This is a genomic window from Rhizobium etli 8C-3, assembly GCF_001908375.1.
GTDB classification, from domain to species: Bacteria; Pseudomonadota; Alphaproteobacteria; order Rhizobiales; family Rhizobiaceae; genus Rhizobium; species Rhizobium etli_B.
Genome location: NZ_CP017241.1, coordinates 414,235 through 438,442, shown reverse-complemented (window position 1 = coordinate 438,442; position 24,208 = coordinate 414,235). Strand labels below are relative to the sequence as shown.

Annotated in this window: 21 protein-coding genes; 12 read left to right on the top strand and 9 right to left on the bottom strand. The window is 60.3% G+C overall.

The genetic code is table 11. The features are described from left to right. Positions 1 to 61: 61 nt before the first annotated feature. From ptsN to lptC, 6 genes are all read right to left on the bottom strand, one after another. A complete protein-coding gene (ptsN, locus tag AM571_RS02215; RefSeq protein ID WP_074059993.1) occupies positions 62 to 526 on the bottom strand; it encodes a PTS IIA-like nitrogen regulatory protein PtsN in 465 nt (154 codons plus the stop codon). 70 nt (positions 527 to 596) lie between these two features. Then, positions 597 to 1,169, bottom strand: coding sequence for a ribosome hibernation-promoting factor, HPF/YfiA family (hpf, locus tag AM571_RS02210; protein ID WP_074059992.1), 573 nt, complete (start codon positions 1,167 to 1,169; stop codon positions 597 to 599). 255 nt (positions 1,170 to 1,424) lie between these two features. Next, positions 1,425 to 2,963, bottom strand: coding sequence for an RNA polymerase factor sigma-54 (gene rpoN / locus AM571_RS02205; protein WP_074059991.1), 1,539 nt, complete (start codon positions 2,961 to 2,963; stop codon positions 1,425 to 1,427). Between the two features lie 156 nt (positions 2,964 to 3,119). Next, positions 3,120 to 3,908 (bottom strand): LPS export ABC transporter ATP-binding protein, encoded by a 789-nt coding sequence (lptB, locus tag AM571_RS02195; RefSeq protein ID WP_074059990.1) that lies wholly within the window; start codon positions 3,906 to 3,908, stop codon positions 3,120 to 3,122. Positions 3,909 to 3,947: 39 nt separating this feature from the next. Then, positions 3,948 to 4,553, bottom strand: coding sequence for an LptA/OstA family protein (locus tag AM571_RS02190; RefSeq protein ID WP_074059989.1), 606 nt, complete (start codon positions 4,551 to 4,553; stop codon positions 3,948 to 3,950). Positions 4,554 to 4,567: 14 nt separating this feature from the next. After that, positions 4,568 to 5,233: an LPS export ABC transporter periplasmic protein LptC gene (lptC, locus tag AM571_RS02185; protein WP_074059988.1), complete on the bottom strand. Its 666-nt coding sequence runs from the start codon at positions 5,231 to 5,233 to the stop codon at positions 4,568 to 4,570. A gap of 219 nt (positions 5,234 to 5,452) precedes the next feature. Here lptC and sppA point away from each other — a divergent pair, with 219 nt between their 5' ends. The 3 genes from sppA to AM571_RS02170 all read left to right on the top strand — a co-directional run bounded on the left by sppA (position 5,453) and on the right by AM571_RS02170 (position 7,176). Next, positions 5,453 to 6,403, top strand: coding sequence for a signal peptide peptidase SppA (gene sppA, locus AM571_RS02180; RefSeq protein ID WP_074063027.1), 951 nt, complete (start codon positions 5,453 to 5,455; stop codon positions 6,401 to 6,403). A 29-nt stretch (positions 6,404 to 6,432) separates the two neighbouring features. Beyond that, positions 6,433 to 6,732 carry an integration host factor subunit beta gene (locus tag AM571_RS02175; RefSeq protein WP_039843736.1) on the top strand — a complete coding sequence of 100 codons (300 nt, stop codon included), beginning with the start codon at positions 6,433 to 6,435 and terminating at the stop codon, positions 6,730 to 6,732. A gap of 111 nt (positions 6,733 to 6,843) precedes the next feature. Continuing rightward, positions 6,844 to 7,176, top strand: coding sequence for a LapA family protein (locus AM571_RS02170; RefSeq protein WP_074059987.1), 333 nt, complete (start codon positions 6,844 to 6,846; stop codon positions 7,174 to 7,176). 7 nt (positions 7,177 to 7,183) lie between these two features. Here AM571_RS02170 and AM571_RS02165 read toward each other — a convergent pair whose 3' ends face one another. Then, entirely contained in the window at positions 7,184 to 7,618 is a 435-nt protein-coding gene (locus AM571_RS02165) for a GNAT family N-acetyltransferase (protein ID WP_074063026.1), read from the bottom strand. A gap of 46 nt (positions 7,619 to 7,664) precedes the next feature. Continuing rightward, positions 7,665 to 8,117 carry an SRPBCC family protein gene (locus AM571_RS02160; RefSeq protein WP_074059986.1) on the bottom strand — a complete coding sequence of 151 codons (453 nt, stop codon included), beginning with the start codon at positions 8,115 to 8,117 and terminating at the stop codon, positions 7,665 to 7,667. Positions 8,118 to 8,233: 116 nt separating this feature from the next. On the opposite strand from AM571_RS02160, the gene AM571_RS02155 reads away from it, so the two are divergent. The 5 genes from AM571_RS02155 (at position 8,234) to AM571_RS02135 (ending at position 13,959) form a co-directional block, all read left to right on the top strand. Further along, positions 8,234 to 9,331: a class I SAM-dependent methyltransferase gene (locus AM571_RS02155; RefSeq protein WP_074059985.1), complete on the top strand. Its 1,098-nt coding sequence runs from the start codon at positions 8,234 to 8,236 to the stop codon at positions 9,329 to 9,331. Beyond that, a complete protein-coding gene (locus AM571_RS02150; protein WP_074059984.1) occupies positions 9,328 to 10,188 on the top strand; it encodes a TrmH family RNA methyltransferase in 861 nt (286 codons plus the stop codon). Before AM571_RS02155 ends, AM571_RS02150 begins: the two co-directional genes overlap by 4 nt. Continuing rightward, entirely contained in the window at positions 10,185 to 10,688 is a 504-nt protein-coding gene (lspA, locus tag AM571_RS02145) for a signal peptidase II (protein ID WP_074059983.1), read from the top strand. Before AM571_RS02150 ends, lspA begins: the two co-directional genes overlap by 4 nt. 55 nt (positions 10,689 to 10,743) lie before the next feature. Continuing rightward, positions 10,744 to 12,981 (top strand): ATP-binding protein, encoded by a 2,238-nt coding sequence (locus tag AM571_RS02140; protein WP_074059982.1) that lies wholly within the window; start codon positions 10,744 to 10,746, stop codon positions 12,979 to 12,981. 99 nt (positions 12,982 to 13,080) lie between these two features. Then, positions 13,081 to 13,959: a GNAT family N-acetyltransferase gene (locus AM571_RS02135; protein WP_196776322.1), complete on the top strand. Its 879-nt coding sequence runs from the start codon at positions 13,081 to 13,083 to the stop codon at positions 13,957 to 13,959. Positions 13,960 to 14,209: 250 nt separating this feature from the next. Here AM571_RS02135 and AM571_RS02130 read toward each other — a convergent pair whose 3' ends face one another. Then, positions 14,210 to 16,492 (bottom strand): NADP-dependent malic enzyme, encoded by a 2,283-nt coding sequence (locus AM571_RS02130; RefSeq protein ID WP_074059980.1) that lies wholly within the window; start codon positions 16,490 to 16,492, stop codon positions 14,210 to 14,212. 112 nt (positions 16,493 to 16,604) lie between these two features. Here AM571_RS02130 and mutS point away from each other — a divergent pair, with 112 nt between their 5' ends. The 4 genes from mutS (at position 16,605) to murJ (ending at position 24,197) form a co-directional block, all read left to right on the top strand. Continuing rightward, the gene (mutS, locus tag AM571_RS02125) at positions 16,605 to 19,331 is read left to right on the top strand and encodes a DNA mismatch repair protein MutS (protein ID WP_074059979.1); all 2,727 of its coding nucleotides are present in this window, start codon (positions 16,605 to 16,607) and stop codon (positions 19,329 to 19,331) included. A gap of 8 nt (positions 19,332 to 19,339) precedes the next feature. After that, positions 19,340 to 19,615: a hypothetical protein gene (locus AM571_RS02120; protein ID WP_074059978.1), complete on the top strand. Its 276-nt coding sequence runs from the start codon at positions 19,340 to 19,342 to the stop codon at positions 19,613 to 19,615. Positions 19,616 to 19,725: 110 nt separating this feature from the next. Further along, positions 19,726 to 22,620 (top strand): [protein-PII] uridylyltransferase, encoded by a 2,895-nt coding sequence (locus tag AM571_RS02115; protein WP_074059977.1) that lies wholly within the window; start codon positions 19,726 to 19,728, stop codon positions 22,618 to 22,620. After that, positions 22,617 to 24,197, top strand: coding sequence for a murein biosynthesis integral membrane protein MurJ (gene murJ, locus AM571_RS02110; protein ID WP_074059976.1), 1,581 nt, complete (start codon positions 22,617 to 22,619; stop codon positions 24,195 to 24,197). Before AM571_RS02115 ends, murJ begins: the two co-directional genes overlap by 4 nt. The last annotated feature ends 11 nt before the right edge of the window (positions 24,198 to 24,208 follow it).

Below are 24,208 nucleotides of genomic sequence, written 5' to 3'. Positions count from 1 at the left end.
GCATGCAAAGAGGCGTCCCGACAGGGGGCGCCTCTTTTCATTTCAGGCGATCGTCTGCCGCTCAGGCAGCGTTCGATGCTTGTTCTTCGTTGAGGAAAGCGTAGATCGCCGATGCCGAATCCGTGGCACGCAGCTTCGTGACGAGATCGTGATCGCGAAGCACGCGAGCAATGCGCGACAAGGCCTTAAGATGGTCGGCGCCCGCCCCTTCCGGAGCGAGAAGCAGAAACACCAGGTCGACCGGCTGGTCGTCCAGCGCTTCGAAGTCGACCGGACTTTCCAGCCGCGCGAAGACGCCGACAATCGATCGGACACTTGCGAGCTTGCCGTGCGGAATGGCGATGCCATTGCCGACACCCGTCGAGCCGAGACGCTCGCGCTGCAGAACGACATCGAAAATTTCCCGCTCGGAAAGGCCAGTGATCTTGGAGGCCTTGGCCGCCAACTCCTGGAGCAACTGTTTCTTCGAATTTACCTTTAGGGCGGGAATGATCGCATCTTGGTGCAGCAGATCTGCCAATGCCATTTCTTTTTCCTTCTGTCGCCGAAACCGGATGATTGGGAGAGCGGCGTGGCTACCGCTCATCGCCCGGATGTCAGCTCTTGATACTGGCGGCGTCGATCCAGCCAATATTACCGTCATGCCTGCGGTAAACGATGTTCAAATGCTCCGTGCCGGGGCTGCGGAACAAAAGCAGTGGCTCATCCGTCATATCGAGCGCCATCACGGCGGTCGCAACGGACATGGTCTTCAACTGCTTCGTGCTCTCGGCAACGATTACCGGGGCGAAATCGTCTGGGACCTCTTCTTCATGATCCGGGACAGCATCCATGACGGTATAGGCGACTTCCGCACCGTTCAGATGGTTTCCGGCATGATGATCCTTGAGCTTGCGCTTGTAGCGGCGCAGACGCTTTTCGATGCGCTCCGAAGCGGCATCGAATGCGAGCTGCGGGTCCATGGCTTCGCCTGCCGCATGCAGCACCACCCCGCTATCAAGATGGAGCTTGCAATCCGCAGAGAACCGCGAACTCGATTTCTCCACAATTACCTGCCCGGAATATCCCCCGTCGAAGTATTTCGTGATGGCCATGTCCATTTGGTCCTCGATCCTTTGACGGAACGAGTCCCCAATTTCCATATGTTTACCGGATACACGCACACTCATGGAGTTTCCCTTCTTATAGTGGTTTGCGGTACCAGTTTACGCCAAGGCCAGACCTCATCCAAGCACTTCACGCAAACTCAAGCAATATCGGCTTAAGTCGTGTGCTTCAATCGCCCTGAGGATGATGGGGATAAGTCCAAACGCCGTTCGCAGCGCCAGCTGCGGCGGGCTTCTAGCGGCAGACTGCCGAATTGTCAACGGCTGTGCCGTCGCGATGATGTGGCTGTGCAGGCACGGGTTGAATTAGCACGACCTTCAAAAGCCGGAAACCTTCGCCATTGCTCGCTTTTCGCGCCGCCGCTGAACGGAGGAGGCGATATTCATCGCCTCGCGGTATTTTGCAACCGTCCGGCGAGCCAGCTCGATCCCTTCCTTCTTCAGCATGTCGACAATATCATCGTCGGACAGGACCGCATCCGTGCTTTCCTGCATGATCAGGGAGCGTATCCTGTGACGAACGGCCTCAGCCGAATGGCTATCGCCGCCCTCCACCGCGCTGATCGACACCGTGAAGAAATATTTGAGCTCGAAGAGGCCGCGCGGCGTCAGGATGTACTTATTCGAGGTGACGCGGCTGACAGTCGACTCATGCATCTTGATGGCATCGGCAACGGTCTTCAGGTTCAGCGGGCGAAGGTGATCGACGCCATGCATCAGGAAGGCGTCCTGCTGGCGCACAATCTCGCTTGCGACCTTCATGATCGTCTTGGCGCGCTGGTCGAGACTGCGGGTGAGCCAGTTGGCGCTTTGAAGGCATTCGGACAAGAACGTGTAATCACCGCCGTTCTTTGTGACATGGGCGAAATAGGATTGATTGACGAGCACGCGCGGGAGCGTATCCGGATTCAACTCCACCAGCCAGCTCCCATCCGATGACGAACGGACGACGACATCCGGCATGATCGCTTCAGAAAGGCTGGTTTCAAAGCCGCTGCCGGGCTTCGGGTTCAGCTGGCGAATCTCTGCGAGCATATCAAGCAGGTCTTCCTCGTCGACGCCGCAAAGCCGCTTCAGCGTCGGAAAGTCGCGCCGCGCCAGCAGTTCGAGGTTGGAAACGAGGGCCTGCATGGCGGGATCGAAACGGTCCTTCTGCTTCAGCTGGATGGACAGGCATTCGGCCAGGCTGCGAGCAAAGACACCGGGCGGGTCAAGCGTCTGCAGCTCGGCAAGAACACGTTCGGCAGCCGCAGGATCGCTGCCCAGTCTTTCGCCGATGTCGGCAGGGTCGGTCTGCAGGTAACCCGCCTCGTCGAGCTGGTCGATCAATTGCTGCGCGATCAGCCGGTCTCCCGCGTCCGGCAGGATGAACGGAATCTGCTGTGCCAGGTGATCCCTGAGCGAGACCTGGCCCGCAACAAAGTCGTCGAGATCGTAATTCTCCTGGTCGCCGCCTCCCGGCATCGACTTCCATTGGCTGATCAGCTCAGGCGCATCGGCTCGCGCAGGCACGCCATCGTCGGGGAAGACATTTGCATAATTGACGTCCAGCTCTTCGCTCAGCCGGCTGGCGCTGCCGTCATTGCCATTGTCATACCAGTCGGTGGAAAGCGCCTCGGTGCGGTCGTCATCATCGTCGGACTGGCGCCCGTGCTGCTCCTCCTGCGCATCGCTGTCGCTGCCCGTTTCCGCGTCATCTGACGGAAATTCGAGCAATGGGTTCTTCTCGACTTCCTGTGCAATAAACTGGACTAGCTCGAAGTGCGTCATCTGCAGCAACTGGATGGATTGCATCAGTTGCGGCGTCATCACCAGGGACTGGTTCTGTCGCAGGAAAAGATTGGCAGACAGGGCCATAGCGGACGCGAAACTCCCGTTCAATTCCTCCGGGAAACCGCGATCGAGCAGAGTTCGGGCCGCGGAAATCCAACTTGGCCCAAAAATTGCTTTTTTATTCTATTTGGTCAAGCGCAAGTATGCCAGGAAGGTGAATTTCCGTCGCCTTCGATCCTATCAAAGGCTGAATTTATCGCCAAGATAGAGGCGGCGCACTTCCGGATTGTTGACGATATCGTTCGCTCGCCCATGCGTCAGCACTTCGCCGGCATGGATGATATAGGCCCGGTCGATGAGGCCAAGCGTCTCGCGCACATTGTGATCGGTGATCAAAACGCCGATGCCGCGCGCCGTCAGATGGTGGACGAGGTTCTGGATGTCTGCGACCGAAATGGGATCGACGCCTGCAAAAGGCTCGTCAAGCAGCATGAAGGTCGGGTCGGTTGCGAGCGCGCGAGCAATTTCCAGACGCCGGCGCTCACCGCCCGACAATGCGACGGCCGCCGATTTTCGCAGCTTGGAGATATGGAATTCCTCCAGAAGCTCGTCGAGCTTCTTCTCCCGCTCCACCTTGTCCTTCTCGTGCACTTCGAGCACGGCGCGGATATTCTCTTCGACCGTCAGGCCGCGGAAGATCGAGGCCTCCTGCGGCAGGTAGCCGACGCCGAGGCGCGAGCGGCGATACATCGGCATCGTCGTCACGTCATTGCCATCGATCTCGATCGTGCCTTCGTCCACCGGCACCAGTCCGGTGATCATATAAAAACAGGTCGTCTTGCCGGCACCGTTCGGCCCCAGAAGGCCGACAGCTTCGCCGCGCCTGACGACCAGCGAAACGCCGTTGACGACACGCCGGGTGCTATAGGTCTTCGTCAGACCGCGTGCAATCAGCGTGCCGTGGTAACGGCTCTTGTCTCCGCCGGCGGCAGAGTCCGCGGCAGATTGCGGCCCGGCCCTGCCGAACATGGTTGAAAGCGAGAATAATTTCACGTCGGGCGGCCGGTCTCAGTTCTTTTTCTGGGATTTCGGATCAAGCTGGATCTGGACGCGCCCCCCGCAGCTATCCAGTTGCGCCTGCCCTGTCTGCATATGAACCGTAAGCTGGCAGCCCGTGAAGACGTTCGGTCCATCAGACAGCACCACCTTTTCGCCCTTCAGGACGAAGAGCTGCTGGGCCATATCGAAGGAGCCATTGTCGGCGGTCGCCGTCTGCGTGCCGGAACTCAGGAAAACCTTGTCGGTGACGATGATACGGTCGATGTCGGCATTGCCGGATGAGATGGACGCGGCTCCCACGTCGGCCTTTGCACCGTTTGGTTGGGTGTCGCCGCCCTGTGCCTTGTAAAAGACCGTCATATGACCGGCCTGCAAGGTCGTCTTCCCCTGAACGACCTTCACATTGCCGGTAAAGTCGGCCTTGTGCTCCTGATCGTGAATCTCCAGCTTGTCGCTTTCGATCTGGATCGGTTGATTGCTGTCGAGCTTCAGGCCGTCCATCTGGCTGGTCGTCGCCTGCGCAAGGGCCGCTCCTGCCATCAGTAGAAGCGCCAGGGCGCTGCCGCCAAGTGTTATGCCAGACTTACGAAGTGAAAAGTGACAATCTGTTGTCATGAGTGACCCGGCTGTTAGGTGCCCTGTTTACGGATGACGGATGGATCCACATTCATGCGAACTTTCCCCTCGAATGTGATCACGCGCCCCTTATCCGTCATCTTGAGCGACTGCGCAACAATCGAAGCGCCGTCTTTTTGAATCTCGATAGGATCGTCTGTCGTCATCTTGCCGCCCTTGATATCGAGCTTGGCAGATTGGAATTTCGCCGTCAGACCGTTACTCAGCAAAATCGTGAACGGGTCCCTCAGCGCAAGGTTGTCCGTGGATCGGTCATAGTCGGCCGTGGCAGCCTCAACGCGGGCGATCAGATCATCGTTGACCGGCACTGCGGCCTTGATCGTTTCGAGCGTGATAAGGTTCGGGTTCTTGATGTCTTGCAGTGCGCGCTCGGCAAGCATCGAATAGTTGATGCCGTCGGCATTGCGCCCGGCGATCGCCGGCTTTTCCATGACGATCTTGCCGTCTTCGATCTTGGCGCCCTCGATCTTCAGATTCTCGGGCAGGTAAGCCCTGACCATCGAGACGGCAATGAAGGCCAGCGAAATGATGACGGCAGCGACAGGCAGCAGTATCTTCAGGCGGCGGACACGTGCAGAATGGAAGAGCGCAGTCGCATAGGCGCTCCGTTCAGGCCCGGCAAAGGCGGGCTTCCCGCTGCTGTTCAATGTGTTGAGCATTCACATGTCCGTGTCTGTTGATCGGCAACCCTATATAGGAACTACATCCACCGATCACAGATCGTTTCGCATTATTACACTAGCTTGCCAATATGGATTTTTTTCTGCAACTAGCAAATAAGGCATGAAAACGGGGTAAATCGGCATTTGCGAAGAAGGAATGCCGCCTTATCTGATGCCATGTTGCATGAAGCCGGCGCACCGGCTCTGGAGGACCTTATGGACAGTTCGACGATCGCGGATCGCCGCAGGCTTCGCCGCAAACTTGGCTTCTGGCGTATTGCGGCGGTCTTGCTCTTGGTCGCGCTCGGCTTCGGTCTTTACCAATTCGTCGCAGGCGACCTCACCACTCAGCGGCCGCATATCGCCCATGTGACGATTTCAGGCCTCATTACCGACAACGACGAATTGCTCGAGAGGCTGAAGAAGATCGAAGAAAACGACCGCGTCAAAGGCGTGATCGTCTCCATTTCCTCGCCCGGAGGCACGACCTATGGCGGGGAGAAAATATTCAAGGCGATCCGGGCGATCGCGGCGAAGAAGCCGGTGGTCTCCGATATCCGAACGCTTGCCGCTTCCGCAGGCTACATGGTCGCGACCGCTGGAGATACGATCATTGCCGGAGAAAGCTCACTTACCGGTTCGATCGGCGTGATTTTCCAGTATCCTCAGATCCAACCATTGCTCGACAAGCTCGGCGTCTCTCTGCAAGAGATCAAGTCGTCGCCGCTGAAGGCAGAGCCATCGCCTTTCCATGCTGCCAGTGAAGAAGCGAAAGCCATGATCAATAATATGGTCATGGACAGCTACGCATGGTTCGTAGACCTGATTGTCGACCGCCGCAAGCTGCCGCGCGACGAGGTGCTGAAGCTTGCCAACGGAACCATTTTCACCGGCCGCCAAGCGGCGAAGGTCAAGCTCATCGACCGGGTTGGCGGCGACGCGGAAATCCGGGACTATCTCGCCGGCAGGGACGTCGGCAAGGATCTTCCGGTCGTCGATTGGGACAGGAAGAGCAATACGGCATTTCTGCTCGCAGGGGCCGTTTCGAAGCTCGCAGTTCTGCTTGGCTATGGCGATCTCGTAAAGAGCCAGGACATCATGGGCATTCTGCCACAAAAGTTGCTCCTTGACGGGCTCGTTTCAGTTTGGCAGGTTGGCCACGATTGATAAGAAATCAATAATTTAAGGGGGCGACCGTGATCAAGTCGGAATTGGTGCAGATCGTTGCCGCGCGCAACCCGCATCTTTATCACCGGGATGTCGAAAATATCGTCAACGCGGTTCTCGACGAGATCACCGATGCGCTCGCAGCAGGCAACCGCGTCGAGCTTCGCGGCTTCGGTGCATTTTCCGTCAAGAATCGCCCCTCGCGCTCCGGGCGCAATCCGCGCACCGGCGATACCGTCTTCGTCGAGGAGAAGTGGGTGCCGTTCTTCAAGACCGGCAAGGAATTGCGCGAGCGGCTGAACCCCGGCCAGGCCGACCACGACGATTGAGCTTCAACCAGACTGCGTCGAAATCGCGCTTGAACCTCGCGCGCAGCTTTCTATTTTGCTGAGCAGTCGTGCGCCTATCGAAGCGGCGCAACCAGGTCGCGGAGGCCACTGATGGCGAAGAAGATCATCAACCTATTGATTTTGTTGCCGCTTGGCATCATTCTCATCATCTTCTGCGTTGCCAACCGGCAGAGCGTGACGCTGGCATTCAACCCGTTCCGCCCCGAAGATCCGATTCTCGCGGTTTCTGCGCCGTTCTTCGTTTTCATCTTCATCGCGCTGATTATCGGCATGCTGGTCGGATCGGCCGCGACATGGCTCACGCAGGGCAAATATCGCAAGCGCGCGAAAATCGAGGCGAAAGAGGCCGTTCGCTGGCACAGCGAGGCGGACCGCCAAAAGACCCGCGCCGAAGAGATCGCCGGTCGATTGCCATCCCGCTGATTTACACTCAGGCAGGAATGAAGCTCAGTTCCTCGTAGTCGCCTTCAGCCGACGTGCCGCTACCAGTGACCACGAAACCGCGGCCGGCATAGAATGTCTTGGCGCTTGTGTTGTTGATCAGGCACTTCAACCGGTATTGACGGCGCGGCCATCCCGGCAGGGCCTTCAGCAGCGCGGTGCCGATGCCCCTGCCCTGCCATTGCTTGCGGATATAGAGCATGTGGATGAAATCATCGGCGGCCCACAGCGTCATGAAGCCGGCAATGTCGCCATCACCTGCTTCGGCAACAAAGACAATCTCACCCTGGGAATGGGCAAGAAAATCCCCATGGCGAAAATTGTCGGGATCGACCCAGGTGAAGGTCCGTCTGCGCTCGTCGAGATAGATGTCGCCGAGCTGCCCATTGTCCGAAGGGCGGGAATTTCTGACTGTGTAATCCATGGATGCGATCTGGAAGAGGCCAAAGACTGTGCCAAGCCAAAGGCCGCTATTGCGCGGCCTTTTCGCTGACGACAGCATTGAAATCTGCAAAGAACTGCTGCGCAAGCTTTTGCGATGTCGAGTTCACCAGCCGCGCTCCAAGCTGGGCAAGCTTGCCGCCGACCTGCGCCTTTACCGCATATTGCAGCACGGTCTCTGCACCTTCCGCCCTCAAGGTGACGTCGGCCCCGCCCTTGGCAAAGCCTGCGACACCGCCCTTGCCCTCGCCCGAAATCGTATAGCTCTCCGGCGCGTTGACATTTGTCAGGGTCACTTCACCGTTGAAGGTCGCCGAAACCGGTCCGATCTTGACTTTGACGACAGCTGCAAGCTCGGTTGGCGATCTCATCTCGAGGCTCTGGCAGCCGGGGATGCATCGCTTCAAGACTTCTGGATCGTTCAAGGCTACCCACACAGCATCGCGCGATGCATTGATGCGTTCCTCGCCGGTCATGTCCATTTCGAAATCCTCCCGTTTCAATTCTTTAAACTTATCACAGCGGGAAAGGACTTTGCCAAGGTGACTGGGGATGCTATTTCCACGGGCTCAATCAAACCTGAGACGCGGAAATCACGTTGAGACAGAAAGAGCGCCGGCCGGGCCATAAGGCGCAGCCTGCCGGCTCACCCGGCAATCGCCGCTATGACGAACGCTCGGGCCACCCGTCAAAAGCGGTCAAACCTGCGGCCGCGCGCGAGAGCGTGCGGGAGGCGGCCGCGCCTGCTGCAAGCGAGCGGCCGCTAAAGGAGCGCACCGGCAACCGTCCTCATGAGCGCGTTCCTGTCGTTCTGGAATCCCTCGGCGCTGGCGACTTTCACCTCATCGACAGCGGCGCCGGCCTGAAGCTTGAGCAGTACGGCCCCTATCGTATCGTCCGCCCGGAGGGCCAGGCGCTCTGGCAGCCGTCGCTCCCATCTCATGTATGGGAAAAGGTCGACGCGATCTTTACCGGCGATACGGACGAGGAAGGCACTGGCCGCTGGCGCTTTCCGAAGGAGGCGCTCGGCGAGACCTGGCCGCTGCATCTTCTGGGCGTCGACTTTTATGGGCGCTTTACCTCCTTTCGCCATGTCGGCGTATTTCCGGAACAGATCGTCCACTGGAGCTGGATGAAGGAAAAGGTCGAGGCCGCCGGCAGACCGCTGAAGGTCCTCAATCTTTTCGGCTATACAGGCGTTGCCTCGCTGGTCGCGGCGGCGGCCGGTGCGGAAGTCACCCATGTCGACGCCTCAAAGAGGGCGATCGGCTGGGCACGTGAAAATCAGGCGCTCGGCCGCCTGGAGAAACTGCCGATCCGCTGGATCTGCGAAGACGCGATGAAGTTCATCCTGCGCGAGGAGCGCCGCGGCAATACCTACGACATCATCCTTACCGATCCGCCGAAATTCGGCCGTGGCCCGAACGGCGAAGTGTGGCATCTCTTCGAACACCTGCCTTTGATGCTCGATGTCTGCCGCGAGATCCTGTCACCTCAGGCGCTTGGCCTGGTGCTGACCGCCTATTCCATCCGTGCCAGCTTCTATTCGATCCACGAATTGATGCGCGAGACGATGCGCGGCGCAGGCGGCGTGGTCGAATCCGGCGAGCTCGTGATCCGCGAGGCGGGCCTTGACGGCAAGACGCGGGGCCGCGCGCTATCGACCTCTCTCTTCTCCCGCTGGGTGCCGAAATGAACCATGAACATCGGGGCCATGGCCCCCACAAGGTCGGACATGTGAAAGAGGTGACCTCGCTCGCCAATCCGATCATCAAGGACATCAAGGCACTGGCCAACAAGAAGTCGCGCGAGGAGAGCGGCACCTTCATGGCCGAGGGCCTGAAGCTGGTCATCGACGCGATCGAGCTCGGCTGGGCGATCCGCACGCTGGTCTACGCCAAGGCAGCCAAGGGCAAGCCGCTGGTCGAGCAGATGGCGGCAAAGACGGTTGCCTCCGGCGGCCTCGTCCTCGAAGTCAGCGAAAAGATCCTTTCCTCGGTCACGCGGCGTGACAATCCGCAGATGGTGGTCGGCATTTTCGAGAGCCGCTGGAAGCCGCTGAAGGACATCCGTCCGAAGGAGGGAGAGACCTGGATCGCACTCGACCGCGTACGCGATCCCGGCAATCTCGGCACCATCATCCGCACGGCGGATGCCGCAGGTGCTTCCGGCGTCATCCTCATCGGGGAAACGACCGATCCCTTCTCCCTTGAAACGGTGCGCGCCACGATGGGCTCGCTCTTTGCCGTGCCTGTTGCGAAGGCGACGCCAGAGGAATTCATCGGCTGGAAGAAATCCGCCGGCGTGGCCGTCGTGGCCACCCACCTTGCAGGTTCGGTCGATTATCGCACGATCGATTACAAGAAGAAGCCGGTCGTTCTGCTCATGGGCAATGAGCAGGCCGGCCTGCCCGACCAGCTGGCTAAGGAAGCCGACGCACTTGCACGCATCCCGCAGCAGGGCCGTGCCGACTCCCTCAATCTCGCCGTTGCAAGTGCCGTCATGCTATTTGAAGCGCGGCGCCATCTCCTTTCGCTTTCCGAGGGCAAATGACCGATAAGACGCTTGACCGTCCGGCGCTCCTGTCGCGCCCGCTGCCGATCCTGATTTTCATTCTCGTCGCTGTCGCTATCGACCAGATCGTCAAGATCGCGGTCGATCGCTATCTGCCATTGCACGAAGCGGTGCCGATGATCCCGATGCTGGCGCTCTACCGCACCTACAATCTCGGCGTCGCCTTTTCGATGCTGTCGGGCATGGACGGCTGGTTCATCGTCGGCATGCGCCTTGTCATCGTGGCCTTCGTCATCTGGCTCTGGCGTCGCACCTCCAAGGACCGCTGGATTGCCCATAGCGGATTTGCGCTGATCATTGCCGGTGCGCTCGGCAATCTGATCGACCGTTTCCTTTACGGTCATGTCATCGACTACATTCTCTTCCACACCGAAAGCTGGTCCTTCGCCGTCTTCAATCTCGCCGACAGCTTCATCACGGTGGGCGCCGGTTGCGTCATCCTCGACGAGCTTTTGCAACCGAAAAAGACGGAAAGCTAAAATCTTAGGTTTTTCCTGAAGGCATTCGGAACGGCACATATGGTAGCCAGCAATTATGCACAGTCTGGCTCAATTGCAGGAACGTCTCGCCGCCGCATTCGGCGCGTCCGCCAAGCCGCATGATCTGCGGCCGGCAGACGATGTCGTTCAGCCGGCGCCGGCAACACCAAAGCAAAAGCATCGGCTGCGCATCCCGGTCTTTTACTGGCTCGGCGGGCTTGGCCTTTTTGCTGCAATCGCGCTCCTTGCTCTCGGGCAGGCAGGCGGACCTCCGCTATTTTCCGCAGGTCTTGCAATCCTTGCCGTAGCACTTGCAGGTTATCTATTGCTGGTGAGGCTGCGCCAGCGGACCGGCAACCAGCCTCAGGCAGACGACGCCGCTCACGTATTCGCCAATGTTCACGACGCCCTCGGCGACATAACCGTTACCCGAACCATCGACGGGCGGATCATCGGCGCCAATGCCACTTTTCGCCGCCTGACGGGCCGTCTGAAGCCGGAAGGGCAGACCTGCGAACAACTCGGCATCGCCTTTCGCCCTGGCGCCGAACCATATCGCTTCGATGTCGAGATCTCGACGCCTCAAGGCCAGCGCATCTTCGCCTGGCATGATGTCGTCACCCGCGATCCGCCGAACGGCCGTCTGCTGCTCCAGAGCGTCGCCCGCGACGTGACGGCCGAGCGCCTTGCAGCGCAGGCGCGAGAGGAGGCACGCCAAAAGGCCGAGTACAACAGTGCGGCAAAATCCCGCCTGCTTGCAACCGTCAGCCATGAAATCCGAACACCACTATCCGGCATTCTCGGGATGACCCATCTGCTTAGCCAGGCGCAGATGACACAGGAGCAGCAGAACTATCTCGACGGCATCCGCCAGTCAGGCCATGCGCTTGCCCAACTCGTCGAAGACCTGCTCGATTTCTCCACAATCGAAGTCGGACGCTTCCAGCTTCGTCCGCGCACCGAATCGCTGCGTCAGCTCTTGGAAAGCGTCGTCGAAATGCTGGCACACCGTGCCCACGAAAAGGGCATCGAGATCGGTGCGACCGTCTCTTCCGACGTGCCTGAATTCATGAGTTTCGATCCGGCGCGGCTGCGCCAGGTCCTATTCAACGTCATCGGCAATGCGGTGAAGTTCACCCAGGTGGGCGGCGTCTTCATCCGTGTATCCTTGCGTAACGACGACCTCATGATAACGGTGACCGACACCGGCCCGGGAATGACGACGGAGGAGCATTCCCGAATCTTCGGCGAATTCGAGCAGGGAGGAACCATGACGGAAAAGAGCGGCGGCACCGGGCTCGGGCTCACCATCTCCGCCCGCATCATGCGCGAATTCGGCGGTTCGCTGACGGTCGTCAGCGAAAAGGGCAAGGGCAGCGAATTCACGATCCGCTTTCCTGCAAATATTCCGGCAGAGGTTCGCGGCAGCCGCAAATCCCTGCTTGCCGGCAATGTCGTCGTGCTTCTTGCGCCGGACGGTGCAGCCCGCGCCGCAATCGCCGAGACCATCGTCGCTCTCGGCGGCGATTGCCATCTGGTGGCCGACGGCGAAAGGGCCCGCGAGACGCTTCTCTACATTGCCGGGATCGGCCATCGCCCGACGGACATCATCGTCGATCATCGCATGTCCGCGGAGTTTACAGAGCATCTTGCCGACCGCGTCGAAATTGCCGCGCTCGGCCTGCGCAAGACCCTTCTCGTCAACCCGGAAGAGCGTAACGCCCATCCGCTTGATCTCTTCGATGCCTGGCTTATTCGCCCTCTTCGCGAACAGTCGCTGATCGACGTGCTTCGCGGACGCATGCGCGGCATGGAAAAGCGCGATGCGCTGAACGACAACCAGCCCGGCTTTACCGCCGCCATTCCCGAAGCGAACATGCCAGGCGGACTGAATATCCTTCTCGGAGAAGACGATCCGATCAACGCGATGCTTGTCCGCGCCATGCTGGAGAAGGGCGGACATAAGGTTCGACATGTCGAAGACTTCGAGACGTTGCTCGATTGCGCCCTTGCCGAAGGCAGCATGCGGCCCGACATCATCATCAGCGATCTCACGATGCCGGGCGGCGAAGGTGTGGAAATGATCGGCCGGTTGCGCGGTCACGAACGGCGGCTGCAGGTCGTTCCGGTGCCGGTCATCGTGCTGACTGCCGACAAACGCGACGAGTCGCGCCGCCAGGTCCTGCTTGCCGGCGCAAACCGGGTGATGCTGAAACCTGTCGACCCAATCCGGCTATTGACGGAAGTCCATGCCGTTGCCGCTCTTTCCGCCCGCCGGGCCGAAGCGCTCTGAGCAGAGTGACACAAGCGTCGTTTTTCCGTAAAATCCATGTCACTTTCCTGTCGTACAGAAGTGTTTTATGACACGCCATGAGCCGGCAACGGGAGAATCATCATGTCCATCGACATCCTTAATCGCGACACGACGCCGGAGATTTCTCCGCCTGCAGCGACCGTCGCGCCGAAGGAAGGCGACGTCTTGGGCCGCATTGGCAACCTGGAAACCCGCCTTGCGCGCACTGCTTGCGAGATCGATGCTGCGCAGCATGTGCGCTACCGCGTTTTCGTTCAGGAAATGCAGGCGCAGCTTCCGCCAGAGGCCATGCGCCGCGAACGCGACTTCGACGCCTACGATGCATTCTGCGATCACCTTCTCGTCCTCGACCGCTCGATCGAAGGTGATAGCGAAGACCAGATCGTCGGAACCTACCGCCTGCTGCGCCAGGACGTGGCAATGGCAAATGGCGGTTTTTACTCGGCTTCCGAATTCGCGATCGGCGAGCTTCTGGCGCGCCATCCAGACAAGCGCTTCATGGAACTCGGCCGCTCCTGCGTGCTGCCGGAATACCGCACGAAACGCACCGTCGAACTTCTCTGGCAGGGCAACTGGGCCTATGCCTTGAAACACGGCATGAGCGCCATGTTCGGCTGCGCCTCTCTGCCGGGTGTGCATCCGGAGAGCCATGCGCTGGCACTTTCCTTCCTGCACCACACGGTCCTTGCCAAGGGCGAATGGGCGGTCGGCGCTCTGCCGGGACGAGCTCGCAGCATGGATCTCATGCCGCCGGAGGCCGTCAACCCGAAGAAGGCGCTGATGGCCCTTCCGCCGCTGATCAAGGGCTACCTTCGCCTCGGCGCCATGGTCGGCTCCACCGCGGTGGTGGACCACGCGTTCAACACGACGGACGTGCTGATCGTGCTGCCGATCGCGAGCATTTCGGATCGCTATTTGAACTACTACGGCGCTGACGCCGGCCGTTTCGCAAGCTGATTTTTGAAAAGATCGAGCTGGCGGCGCATTCTGGTGATCTCGTCAGATGGAAGCGAGGCGTTCACTCCTTCTGATGCCCTCTCGCGCCGCCGTCGCATCCAACCTTCCCCGCCTCCCTATCCGTTGGGGAGACGGGGAGAGTTTCGCATGGGTTCTGGCGATGCCGAAGATGGGCAAGCAGCGTCGCGAGGCCCTGCTTTCCAGCGGGAGAATGTAGCGGCTGCCGGGATGATAGGCTTTCGCCTGGCTGCTATCCCGCCGAATAAGCCGCGATCGCCGCCATGTTGACGATGTCGGAGTCCTTGGCGCCCATCGAGGTGATCTGAATGGCCTTGTCGAGACCGACAAGGATCGGGCCGATGACCGTCGAACCGCCGAGTTCCTGCAGCATCTTCGTCGAGATCGAAGCAGAGTGGAAGGCCGGCATGACCAGCACGTTGGCGGGAGCCGACAAGCGGCAGAACGGGTACTGTTCCATCACCTTTCGGTTCAGCGCCACGTCGGCTGCCATTTCGCCATCATACTCGAAATCGACGCGGCGCTTGTCGAGGATCTTCACGGCTTCGCGCACGCGCTCGGAACGTTCGCCCGAAGGATGACCGAAGGTGGAATAGGCGAGCAGCGCAACGCGCGGCTGATAGCCCATGCGGCGCGCAAGGCCCGCCGCTTCTTCGGCGATATCGGCCAGCTCCTCGGCAGTCGGCATATCATGAACCGCAGTATCTGCCACAAAGACCGCCCGGCCGCGGACAATCACCAGCGATACGCCGATGACGCGGTGGCCCGGCTTCTCGTCGATGCAGCGCCGCACGTCCTCCAGCGCCGTCGAATAATTGCGCGTAATGCCGGTCACCATGCCGTCCGCATCGCCAAGGGCCACCATCGTCGCGGCGAAATGATTGCGATCGTTGTGGATCAGGCGCTGTGCATCGCGGTGCAGATAGCCCTTCCGCTGCAGCCGGGCGTAGAGGTAGTCGGTGTAGGCCTCGATGCGCGTCGAAATGCGCGCATTGACGATCTCGAGGCCGGGCCGGTTGAGGTCGATCCCTGCCCGCTCCGCCGTCGCCCTGATCAGGTCTTCGCGGCCGAGAAGAATTGCCGTGCCGAGCTGCTGGTTGGCGTAGGACATCGCCGCGCGCATGACCTGCTCTTCTTCCGCCTCGGCAAAAACCATCCGTTTCGGACGGCGGCGAACCCGCTCGTAGAGGCTCGCAAGCGTCGACGCGATCGGATCGCGCCTTGCCGACAGCTCGCGGCGATAGCCGTCCATGTCGGTGATCACCTTGCGGGCAACGCCAGTTTCGATCGCAGCCTGCGCGACGGCGGCCGGGATTGCCGAAATGAGGCGCGGATCGAAGGGCACCGGAATGATATATTGCGCGCCAAAGCGCGGGCGGTTGCCCTGATAAGCGGCAACGACGTCGTCGGGCACATCCTCGCGGGCCAGGTTGGCAAGCGCCTTGACGGCGGCGATCTTCATCGCGTCGTTGATCGTGGTTGCCCGCACGTCCAGCGCGCCGCGGAAGATATAAGGAAAACCGAGAACGTTGTTCACCTGGTTCGGGTAATCCGATCGCCCTGTCGCCATGATGGCGTCATCGCGGATGCGCGCGACTTCCTCGGGCGTGATTTCCGGATCGGGGTTTGCCATCGCAAAGATGATCGGCCGGTCGGCCATCGAACGAATCATCTCTTCGGAGAAAGCACCCTTCTGCGACAGGCCGAACACGACGTCTGCACCATTCATCGCATCTGCCAGCGTGCGAGCCTTTGTCTTTGCCGCGTGTGCCGATTTCCACTGGTTCATGCCCTCGGTGCGCCCCTGATAGATGACGCCCTTGGTGTCGACAAGGGTGATGTTTTCAGGTGCAAAACCCATCGCCTTGACGAGCTCGACACAGGCGATTGCGGCAGCGCCTGCGCCGTTGCAGACGAGTTTCGTTTTTTTCAGGTCACGTCCCGTCAGCTCAAGCGCATTGATGAGGCCGGCCGTTGCAATAATCGCTGTGCCGTGCTGGTCGTCGTGAAAGACCGGAATATCCATCAGCTCGCGGAGACGCTGCTCGATGATGAAGCAGTCTGGCGCTTTGATGTCCTCCAGATTGATGCCGCCGAAAGACGGGCCAAGGAAACGCACACAGTTTATGAACTCGTCGACATTCTCCGTGTCGACCTCAAGATCGATGGAATCGACATCGGCAAAGCGCTTGAAAAGGACCGATTTGCCTTCCATCACCGGCTTGGATGCCAGGGCGCCGAGATTGCCGAGGCCTAGAATTGCTGTGCCGTTGGAAATGACAGCCACCATATTGCCGCGCGTTGTGTAGTCGTAGGCAGTGCCCGGATCGGCGGCAATCGCCTTTACCGGCACCGCGACGCCCGGCGAATAGGCCAGCGACAGATCGCGCTGCGTCGCCATCGGTTTCGTCGGGTTGATTTCCAGCTTCCCGGGCCGGCCCATGGCATGAAACTCGAGCGCTTCACTGTCGGTAACGGACGTCACCGGTTGCGACTTCTTTTCGATATCGGGCATTCTTCCTCCAACGTCCTGTGGGTGACGCCTTGCGCTTCCTCAATGGCGGTTGTCATCTATAGCGGCGGGCGGCTAGGGTTGGCACCTGTTTTTTTTGGAAAATTGCGCTTCCGTGAACCAACGAATAGACGCCAGGAACGAAGCCTTTTCGGCTGCCGAGCTATCCACGGAGGAAAGCCGTGCCTCGGCCACGCCGATGATGGAGCAATTCATCGAAATCAAGGCGAACAATCCCGACTCGCTGCTCTTCTATCGAATGGGCGATTTTTACGAATTGTTCTTCGAAGACGCCCTGGAAGCCTCGCGGGCGCTGGGCATTACGCTCACGAAGCGCGGTCAGCACATGGGGCAAGATATCCCGATGTGCGGCGTTCCCGTGCATGCCGCCGACGATTACCTGCAGAAGCTGATCGGACTGGGCTTCCGTGTCGCAGTGTGCGAACAGGTGGAAGATCCGGCGGAGGCGAGGAAGCGCGGCTCGAAATCCGTCGTCAAGCGCGATGTCATTCGGCTTGTCACACCGGGAACCATCACCGAAGAAAAGCTGCTATCGCCCTCCGAATCGAACTATCTGATGGCGCTTACCCGGATTCGCGGCGCCTCCGAACCACAGATCGCGCTGGCCTGGATCGACATTTCTACCGGCGTCTTCCGGCTGGCGGAAACAGAGCCATCACGGCTGCTTGCCGACATCCTGCGCATCGATCCCCGCGAACTGATACTGCCCGACACGATGTTTCACGATCCCGAGCTGAAGCCGGTCTTCGACGTGCTCGGCCGCACTGCCGTGCCGCAGCCTTCCGTGCTTTTCGACAGCGCGACGGCAGAAAATCGCATCGCGCGCTATTTCGGAATTTCGACGCTCGACGGTTTCGGCAGTTTCTCCCGCGCCGAACTTGCGGCAGCGGCGGCAGCTGTTGCCTATGTCGAGAAGACGCAGATCGCCGAACGCCCGCCGCTTGGCAAACCGGAGCGCGAGAGCGGCGCCTCGACACTCTTCATAGATCCCGCAACCCGCGCCAATCTGGAGCTTGCCCGCACGCTGTCGGGCGACCGCAACGGCTCTCTGCTCAAAGCAATCGACCGCACGGTCACCGGTGGAGGAGCACGCCTTCTTGCAGAACGGCTGATGTCACCGCTGACCGATCCTGCCGGCATCAACCAGCGGCTGGATTCGATCGGCTTCCTGATGGAGGAGCCGAGGCTTTGCGGCGACCTGCGCGATGGCTTGAAGCATGTGCCGGACATGCCACGCGCACTCTCCCGTCTTGCGCTCGACCGCGGCGGCCCGCGCGATCTCTGGGCGATCCGGCAAGGACTTGCCGCTGCTTGCGACCTTGCAAAGCTGCTCGCCGACGCGCTTTTGCCCGAAGAACTCAATGCGGCCCTTTCCGGGTTGCGGGCCTTGCCTGCAGCTCTTCAATCTCTGCTTGGAGAAATGCTCGCCGACGAACTGCCGCTGTTGAAGCGTGACGGCGGCTTCTTGCGCGACGGTGCCAATGCCGATCTGGATGAAGTTCGCGCGCTTCGCGATCAGTCGCGCCGGGTGATCGCCGGATTGCAGCTCCAATATGCCGATGAGACCGGCATCAGGTCTTTGAAGATCAAGCACAACAATATCCTCGGCTATTTCATCGAAGTGACAGCCGGCAATGCCGGGCCGATGACGGATGCGCCGGAGGCCAAGGCCCGCTTCATCCATCGCCAGACCATGGCAAATGCCATGCGCTTTACGACGACCGAGCTTGCCGACCTGGAAAGCCGGATCGCAAACGCGGCCGACCGCGCGTTGCAGATCGAGCTCGAAGCCTTCGACCGAATGACGGCCGCCGTCGTCGCCGAAGCCGAGCCAATCAAGGCCGGCGCCCGCGCGCTTGCCATCATCGACGTTGCTGCCGGCCTCGCACTCTTGGCGGAGGAGCAGGCCTACTGCCGCCCGCTCGTCGATGCCTCGAAAATGTTTGCGATCGAAGGCGGGCGCCATCCGGTTGTCGAACAGGCGCTGCGGCGTCAGTCCTCCGGCCCTTTCGTTGCCAATAATTGCGATCTCTCGCCTGTCGCGGACGGTAAAGATGGAGCAATCTGGCTGCTGACCGGTCCGAATATGGGCGGCAAGTCGACATTCCTGCGCCAGAACGCGTTGATTGCCATCCTGGCGCAGATGGGATCCTTCGTGCCCGCGAGCTCCGCTCACATCGGCATCGTCGATCGCCTCTTTTCGCGCGTCGGCGCCTCGGACGACCTGGCGCGCGGCCGTTCCACCTTCATGGTCGAGATGGTCGAGACGGCCGCGATCCTCAACCAGGCGACCGACCGCTCTCTCGTCATCCTCGATGAGATCGGCCGCGGCACTGCGACTTTCGACGGCCTGTCGATCGCCTGGGCGGCCGTGGAGCATCTGCACGAGGCAAACCGATGCCGCGGTCTCTTCGCCACGCATTTCCATGAACTGACGGTGCTGTCGGAAAAACTTGACCGGCTATCGAACGCCACCATGCGTGTCAAGGAATGGGACGGCGACGTCATTTTCCTGCACGAAGTGGGACCGGGTGCGGCGGACCGTTCCTACGGCATCCAGGTGGCCAGGCTCGCCGGCCTGCCAGCGTCCGTCGTCGCGCGCGCCCGCGACGTGCTGACGCGGCTGGAAGATGCCGACCGCAAGAACCCGGCAAGCCAGCTGATCGACGATCTGCCGCTGTTCCAGGTGGCGGTGCGGCGCGAGGATGCCAATCGCGGGCCGTCCAAGATCGAGGAAGCGTTGAAGAAAATGAGCCTCGACGACATGACGCCGCGCGAGGCCCTCGAGGCGCTTTACGGACTGAAGAAGCAGCTGAAGTAGGAGCCGTCATGTTCATGCGCAGTCTCGTCCGTGAAACACAGCGCCTCGCCGACATGTTCACCGTGCTCGAAGCACTGCGTAACGCCGACGAGCACGGCAATCCGCGCAGCTGGAATTCGCCCGTCGGCCTGCTCGAAATCACTCGATCCTGCGCCATCATCTGCGAGCTTGCGGCGGCCATTGCCAAAGCGGGCTACCGCGAATGCGACAGACAGACGCTGGAGGAGATTACCAGCGAGGCGCGCAAGGTCCTTTATTCGGTGAACATGCCGGGGGTGGCTTGAAGCTGTCCCTCTTTCCCCCGGCAAGGGAAGGCAACCACCTTTTCGCCAAAATTAAGGGGTCTTGCAGTATGAAGAGCCGTGTCAAACGCGGGGTAAAGAGGCTATAGCGCATGCAGACGAAACGAGACGCGGTCGCACCGCGCGAACAGGAAGCCGCGCCGCGCATGGCAACGATGACTGACATCGATTTCTCCGAGATTCTCGACACGGCCCTGCTGCAAAAACTCTGCGAGGCCGTTGCCGAAGCCAACAGGTCCCGTCCGGACGTGATGCGCTCGGATCTGCTTGCCATACTCAAGAAGGCAAGCATCGACGGCCGCCAAAGGGCCCGCGCGCTTCTTTCTGCCGACGGCAGCGGGCTTGGCTGCGCCCGGCGCATCTCCTGGCTGCAGGACCAGATCATCACGCTACTCTACGAATTCGTCAGCGCACATATTTTCCCGCAGCAGAAGCACAAGTTCGCCGTGACGGCGGTCGGCGGCTACGGCCGCGATACGCTAGCGCCGGGCTCCGACATCGACCTGCTCTTCCTCTTTCAGCCAAGGCCGTCAGAAGAGACGCACAAGGCTGTCGAGTTCATGCTCTATGTGCTGTGGGATATGGGCTTCAAGGTCGGCCACGCGACAAGGACCATCGAGGAGTGTATGGCGCTCTCCAGGTCCGACATGACGATCCGCACGGCCATCCTGGAGATGCGCTACATCTGCGGCCTAAAATCGCTGGCAACGGAGCTCGAGACCCGCTTCGACAAGGAGATCGTGACGGGCACGGGACCGGAATTCATTGCCGCCAAACTTGCCGAACGCGATGAACGCCACCGCAAGGCAGGCGACACACGCTACCTCGTCGAACCCAACGTCAAGGAGGGCAAGGGCGGGCTGCGCGATCTGCACACGCTCTTCTGGATATCGAAATACTACTATCACGTCCGCGACACGGCCGATCTCGTGGCGCTCGGCGTCCTGTCCAAGCACGAGTACCGCGTGTTCGAGAAGGCCGACGATTTTCTCTGGGCGGTGCGCTGCCACATGCACTTTCTGACCGGCAAGGCGGAGGAACGGCTTTCCTTCGACATCCAGCGCGAGATTGCCGAAGCGCTTGGATATCATTCGCGCCCCGGCCTTTCGGCCGTCGAACGTTTCATGAAGCACTACTTCCTGGTGGCAAAGGACGTCGGCGACCTGACGCGCATCCTGTGCGCGGCTCTTGAAGACCAGCAGGCAAAATCGACGCCGGGGCTCACCGGGGTGATCAGCCGTTTTGCCCATCGCAGCCGCAAGATCGCCGGCAGCACGGAATTCATGGAGGATCGAGGCCGCATCGCGCTCGCCAGCCCCGACGTGTTCAAGCACGATCCCGTCAGCATCATCCGCCTCTTCCACGTTGCCGATATCAACGGTCTCGAATTCCATCCCGATGCCCTGAAGCGGGTCACGCGATCGCTCAACCTCATCGACAACAACCTGCGCGAAAACGATGAGGCGAACCGCCTCTTCATGTCGATCCTGACCTCCAAGCGCGACCCGGCACTCATCTTGCGCCGCATGAACGAAGCAGGCGTACTTGGCCGCTTCATTCCGGAATTCGGCAAGATCGTCGCGATGATGCAGTTCAACATGTACCACCACTATACTGTGGATGAGCATCTGATCCGTACCGTCGACGTGCTCTCCGAAATCGACAAGGGCAAGGCCGACGACCTGCATCCCCTCGCCAACAAGCTGATGCCGGGGATCGAAGACCGGGAGGCGCTCTATGTCGCAGTCCTTCTCCATGACATCGCCAAGGGCCGCCAGGAAGACCATTCGATCGCCGGAGCCCGCGTTGCCCGCAAGCTCTGCTCCCGCTTCGGCCTGTCGCAGAAGCAAACGGAACTCGTCGTCTGGCTGATCGAGGAGCATCTGACGATGTCCATGGTTGCCCAGACCCGCGACCTCACCGACCGCAAGACGATCACCGACTTCGCCGATCGCGTTCAATCGCTTGATCGCCTGAAGATGCTGCTCGTCCTGACGATCTGCGATATTCGCGCCGTCGGCCCGGGCGTCTGGAACGGCTGGAAGGGCCAGTTGCTGAGGACGCTCTATTACGAGACCGAACTTCTGCTTGCCGGGGGCTTTTCGGAGGTGTCGCGCAAGGAGCGCGCCAATTCCGCGACCGAAGCGCTGTTCAACGCACTTTCCGATTGGAGCCAGAAGGATCGCAAGATCTACAGCAAGCTGCACTACCAGCCTTACCTGCTTTCCGTGCCGCTGGAAGACCAAGTCCGTCACGCCGATTTCATCCGCCAGGCGGACAAGAACGGCCAGGCACTTGCGACAACCGTGCGAACGGACAGTTTCCACGCGATCACCGAAATCACCGTGCTGTCGCCAGACCACCCGCGGCTGCTTGCCGTTATTGCCGGGGCATGTGCTGCAGCAGGTGCAAACATTGTCGATGCACAGATCTTTACGACCTCGGACGGACGGGCACTGGATACGATCCATGTCAGCCGCGAATTCCAGGATGACGCCGACGAACTTCGCCGCGCCGGCACGATCGGGCGCATGATCGAAGACGTACTGTCGGGCCGCAAGCGGCTGCCAGAAGTCATCGCCACGCGTACGAAGAACCGCAAGAGGAGCAAGGCCTTCGTCATTCCGCCGTCGGTCAACATCACCAACAATCTGTCGAACAAGTTCACTGTCATCGAAGTCGAATGCCTCGACCGCACCGGCCTGCTTTCGGAAATCACCGCCATGCTTTCCGATCTTTCGCTGGACATCCAGTCGGCCCGCATCACCACCTTTGGCGAAAAGGTCATAGACACCTTCTATGTCACAGACCTCGTCGGCCAGAAAATCTCCAGCGACACCAAGCGCGCCAATATCACCGCCCGGCTGAAGGCGGTGATGGCCGGCGAAGAAGATGAGCTTCGCGAGCGCATGCCCTCCGGCATCATCGCGCCTGCCGCCACGCGCACATCGCAGCCGGGCGAAAAGAAAGCCGGGTCTGCGACATGAGCCTCGTCAAGAAATTCGCCACCGTCGGCGGCGCGACCCTCGGCAGCCGCATCTTCGGCTTTGCCCGCGAGACGCTGATGGCAGCCGCCCTTGGCACCGGCTCCATGGCTGACGTCTTCTATGCTGCCTTCCGGTTTCCCAACCTCTTCCGCCGGCTGTTTGCCGAAGGCGCCTTCAACGCAGCCTTCGTGCCGCTATTTGCCAAGGAGATCGAAGCGAACGGCACGGAAGGAGCCAAGCGGTTTTCCGAAGAGGTCTTCGGAGTGCTTTTTTCGGTGCTGCTGCTCATCACCATCGTGATGGAACTTTGCATGCCGCTGCTTGTACGCTTCATCATCGCGCCCGGCTTTGCCGACGATCCGGACAAGTTCTCGACCACCATCCGCATGGCCGCGGTGATGTTCCCCTATCTCATGTGCATGTCGCTGACGGCTATGATGAGCGGCATGCTGAATTCGCTGCACCATTTCTTTGCTGCAGCAGTCGCGCCCGTTTTCCTCAATGTCGTGATGATTGGTGCACTCGTCTACGCAATTTATACCGGCGCCGAGCCGCTCGCGACCGCCTGGTTTCTTTCCTGGGGCGTGCTTGCCGCTGGTATCCTGCAGCTCGCCGTCGTATATGTCGGCGTCCTGCACGCCGGCATGAGCATTGGCTTTCGCTTCCCGAAAATGACGCCGAACGTCAAGCGGCTGCTGATCCTTGCAGTTCCCGCTGCCGTCACAGGCGGCATCACACAAATCAACCAGCTGATCGGCCAGGCGATCGCCTCGTCCCGCGACGGTGCGATCGCCGCCCTGCAATATGCCGATCGCATCTACCAGCTGCCGCTCGGCGTCGTTGGCGTTGCCGTCGGTGTCGTATTGCTGCCGGAGCTTGCCCGCGCACTGAAGGGCGGCAACCTGCGCGAAGCCGGGAACCTGCAGAACCGCTCGATCGAATTCGTGCTGTTCCTGACGATCCCCGCCGCCTTCGCCCTTTGGGTGCTTGCTGACGAGATCATCCGCGTGCTTTACGAACGTGGCGCCTTCCATCAGGACAACACGGCCCTTGTCGGCTCGATCCTCGCAATCTACGGCATCGGCCTGCCGGCCTTCGTGCTCATCAAGGCGCTGCAGCCGGGCTTTTACGCCCGCGAGGATACCAAGACGCCGATGCGCTTTTCAGCCGTTGCTGTCGGCGTCAACTGCGCCACGGCGCTGGCGCTTTTTCCCTATCTTGGCGCACCAGGCATTGCAGTGGCTGAAGCAACCGCCGGCTGGATCAGCACGGTTCTGCTTTTCGCGACGCTGCTATCCCGCGGTCATCTCGCCTGGGAATGGGCGCTCGCTCGCCGGGCAGCCCTACTCGTCGTTTCGGCGGCCGTGATGAGCGGCGTCATCGTCTTTTTGCAGCATCGCTGGGAACCCTGGCTCGCTTCCAGTGCCCATCTGGCGACCAAGGTCGGTACGCTTGGCCTTTTGATCGCCATTTCGATGGCCGTCTATTTCGCGACCGCCTTTTTGATCGGCGGCGCCGACCTCGGCATGATCCGGCGAAACCTCAACCGGAAAACCGCGCCCAAAGCAAAGGGCTGAACGGCAGCATT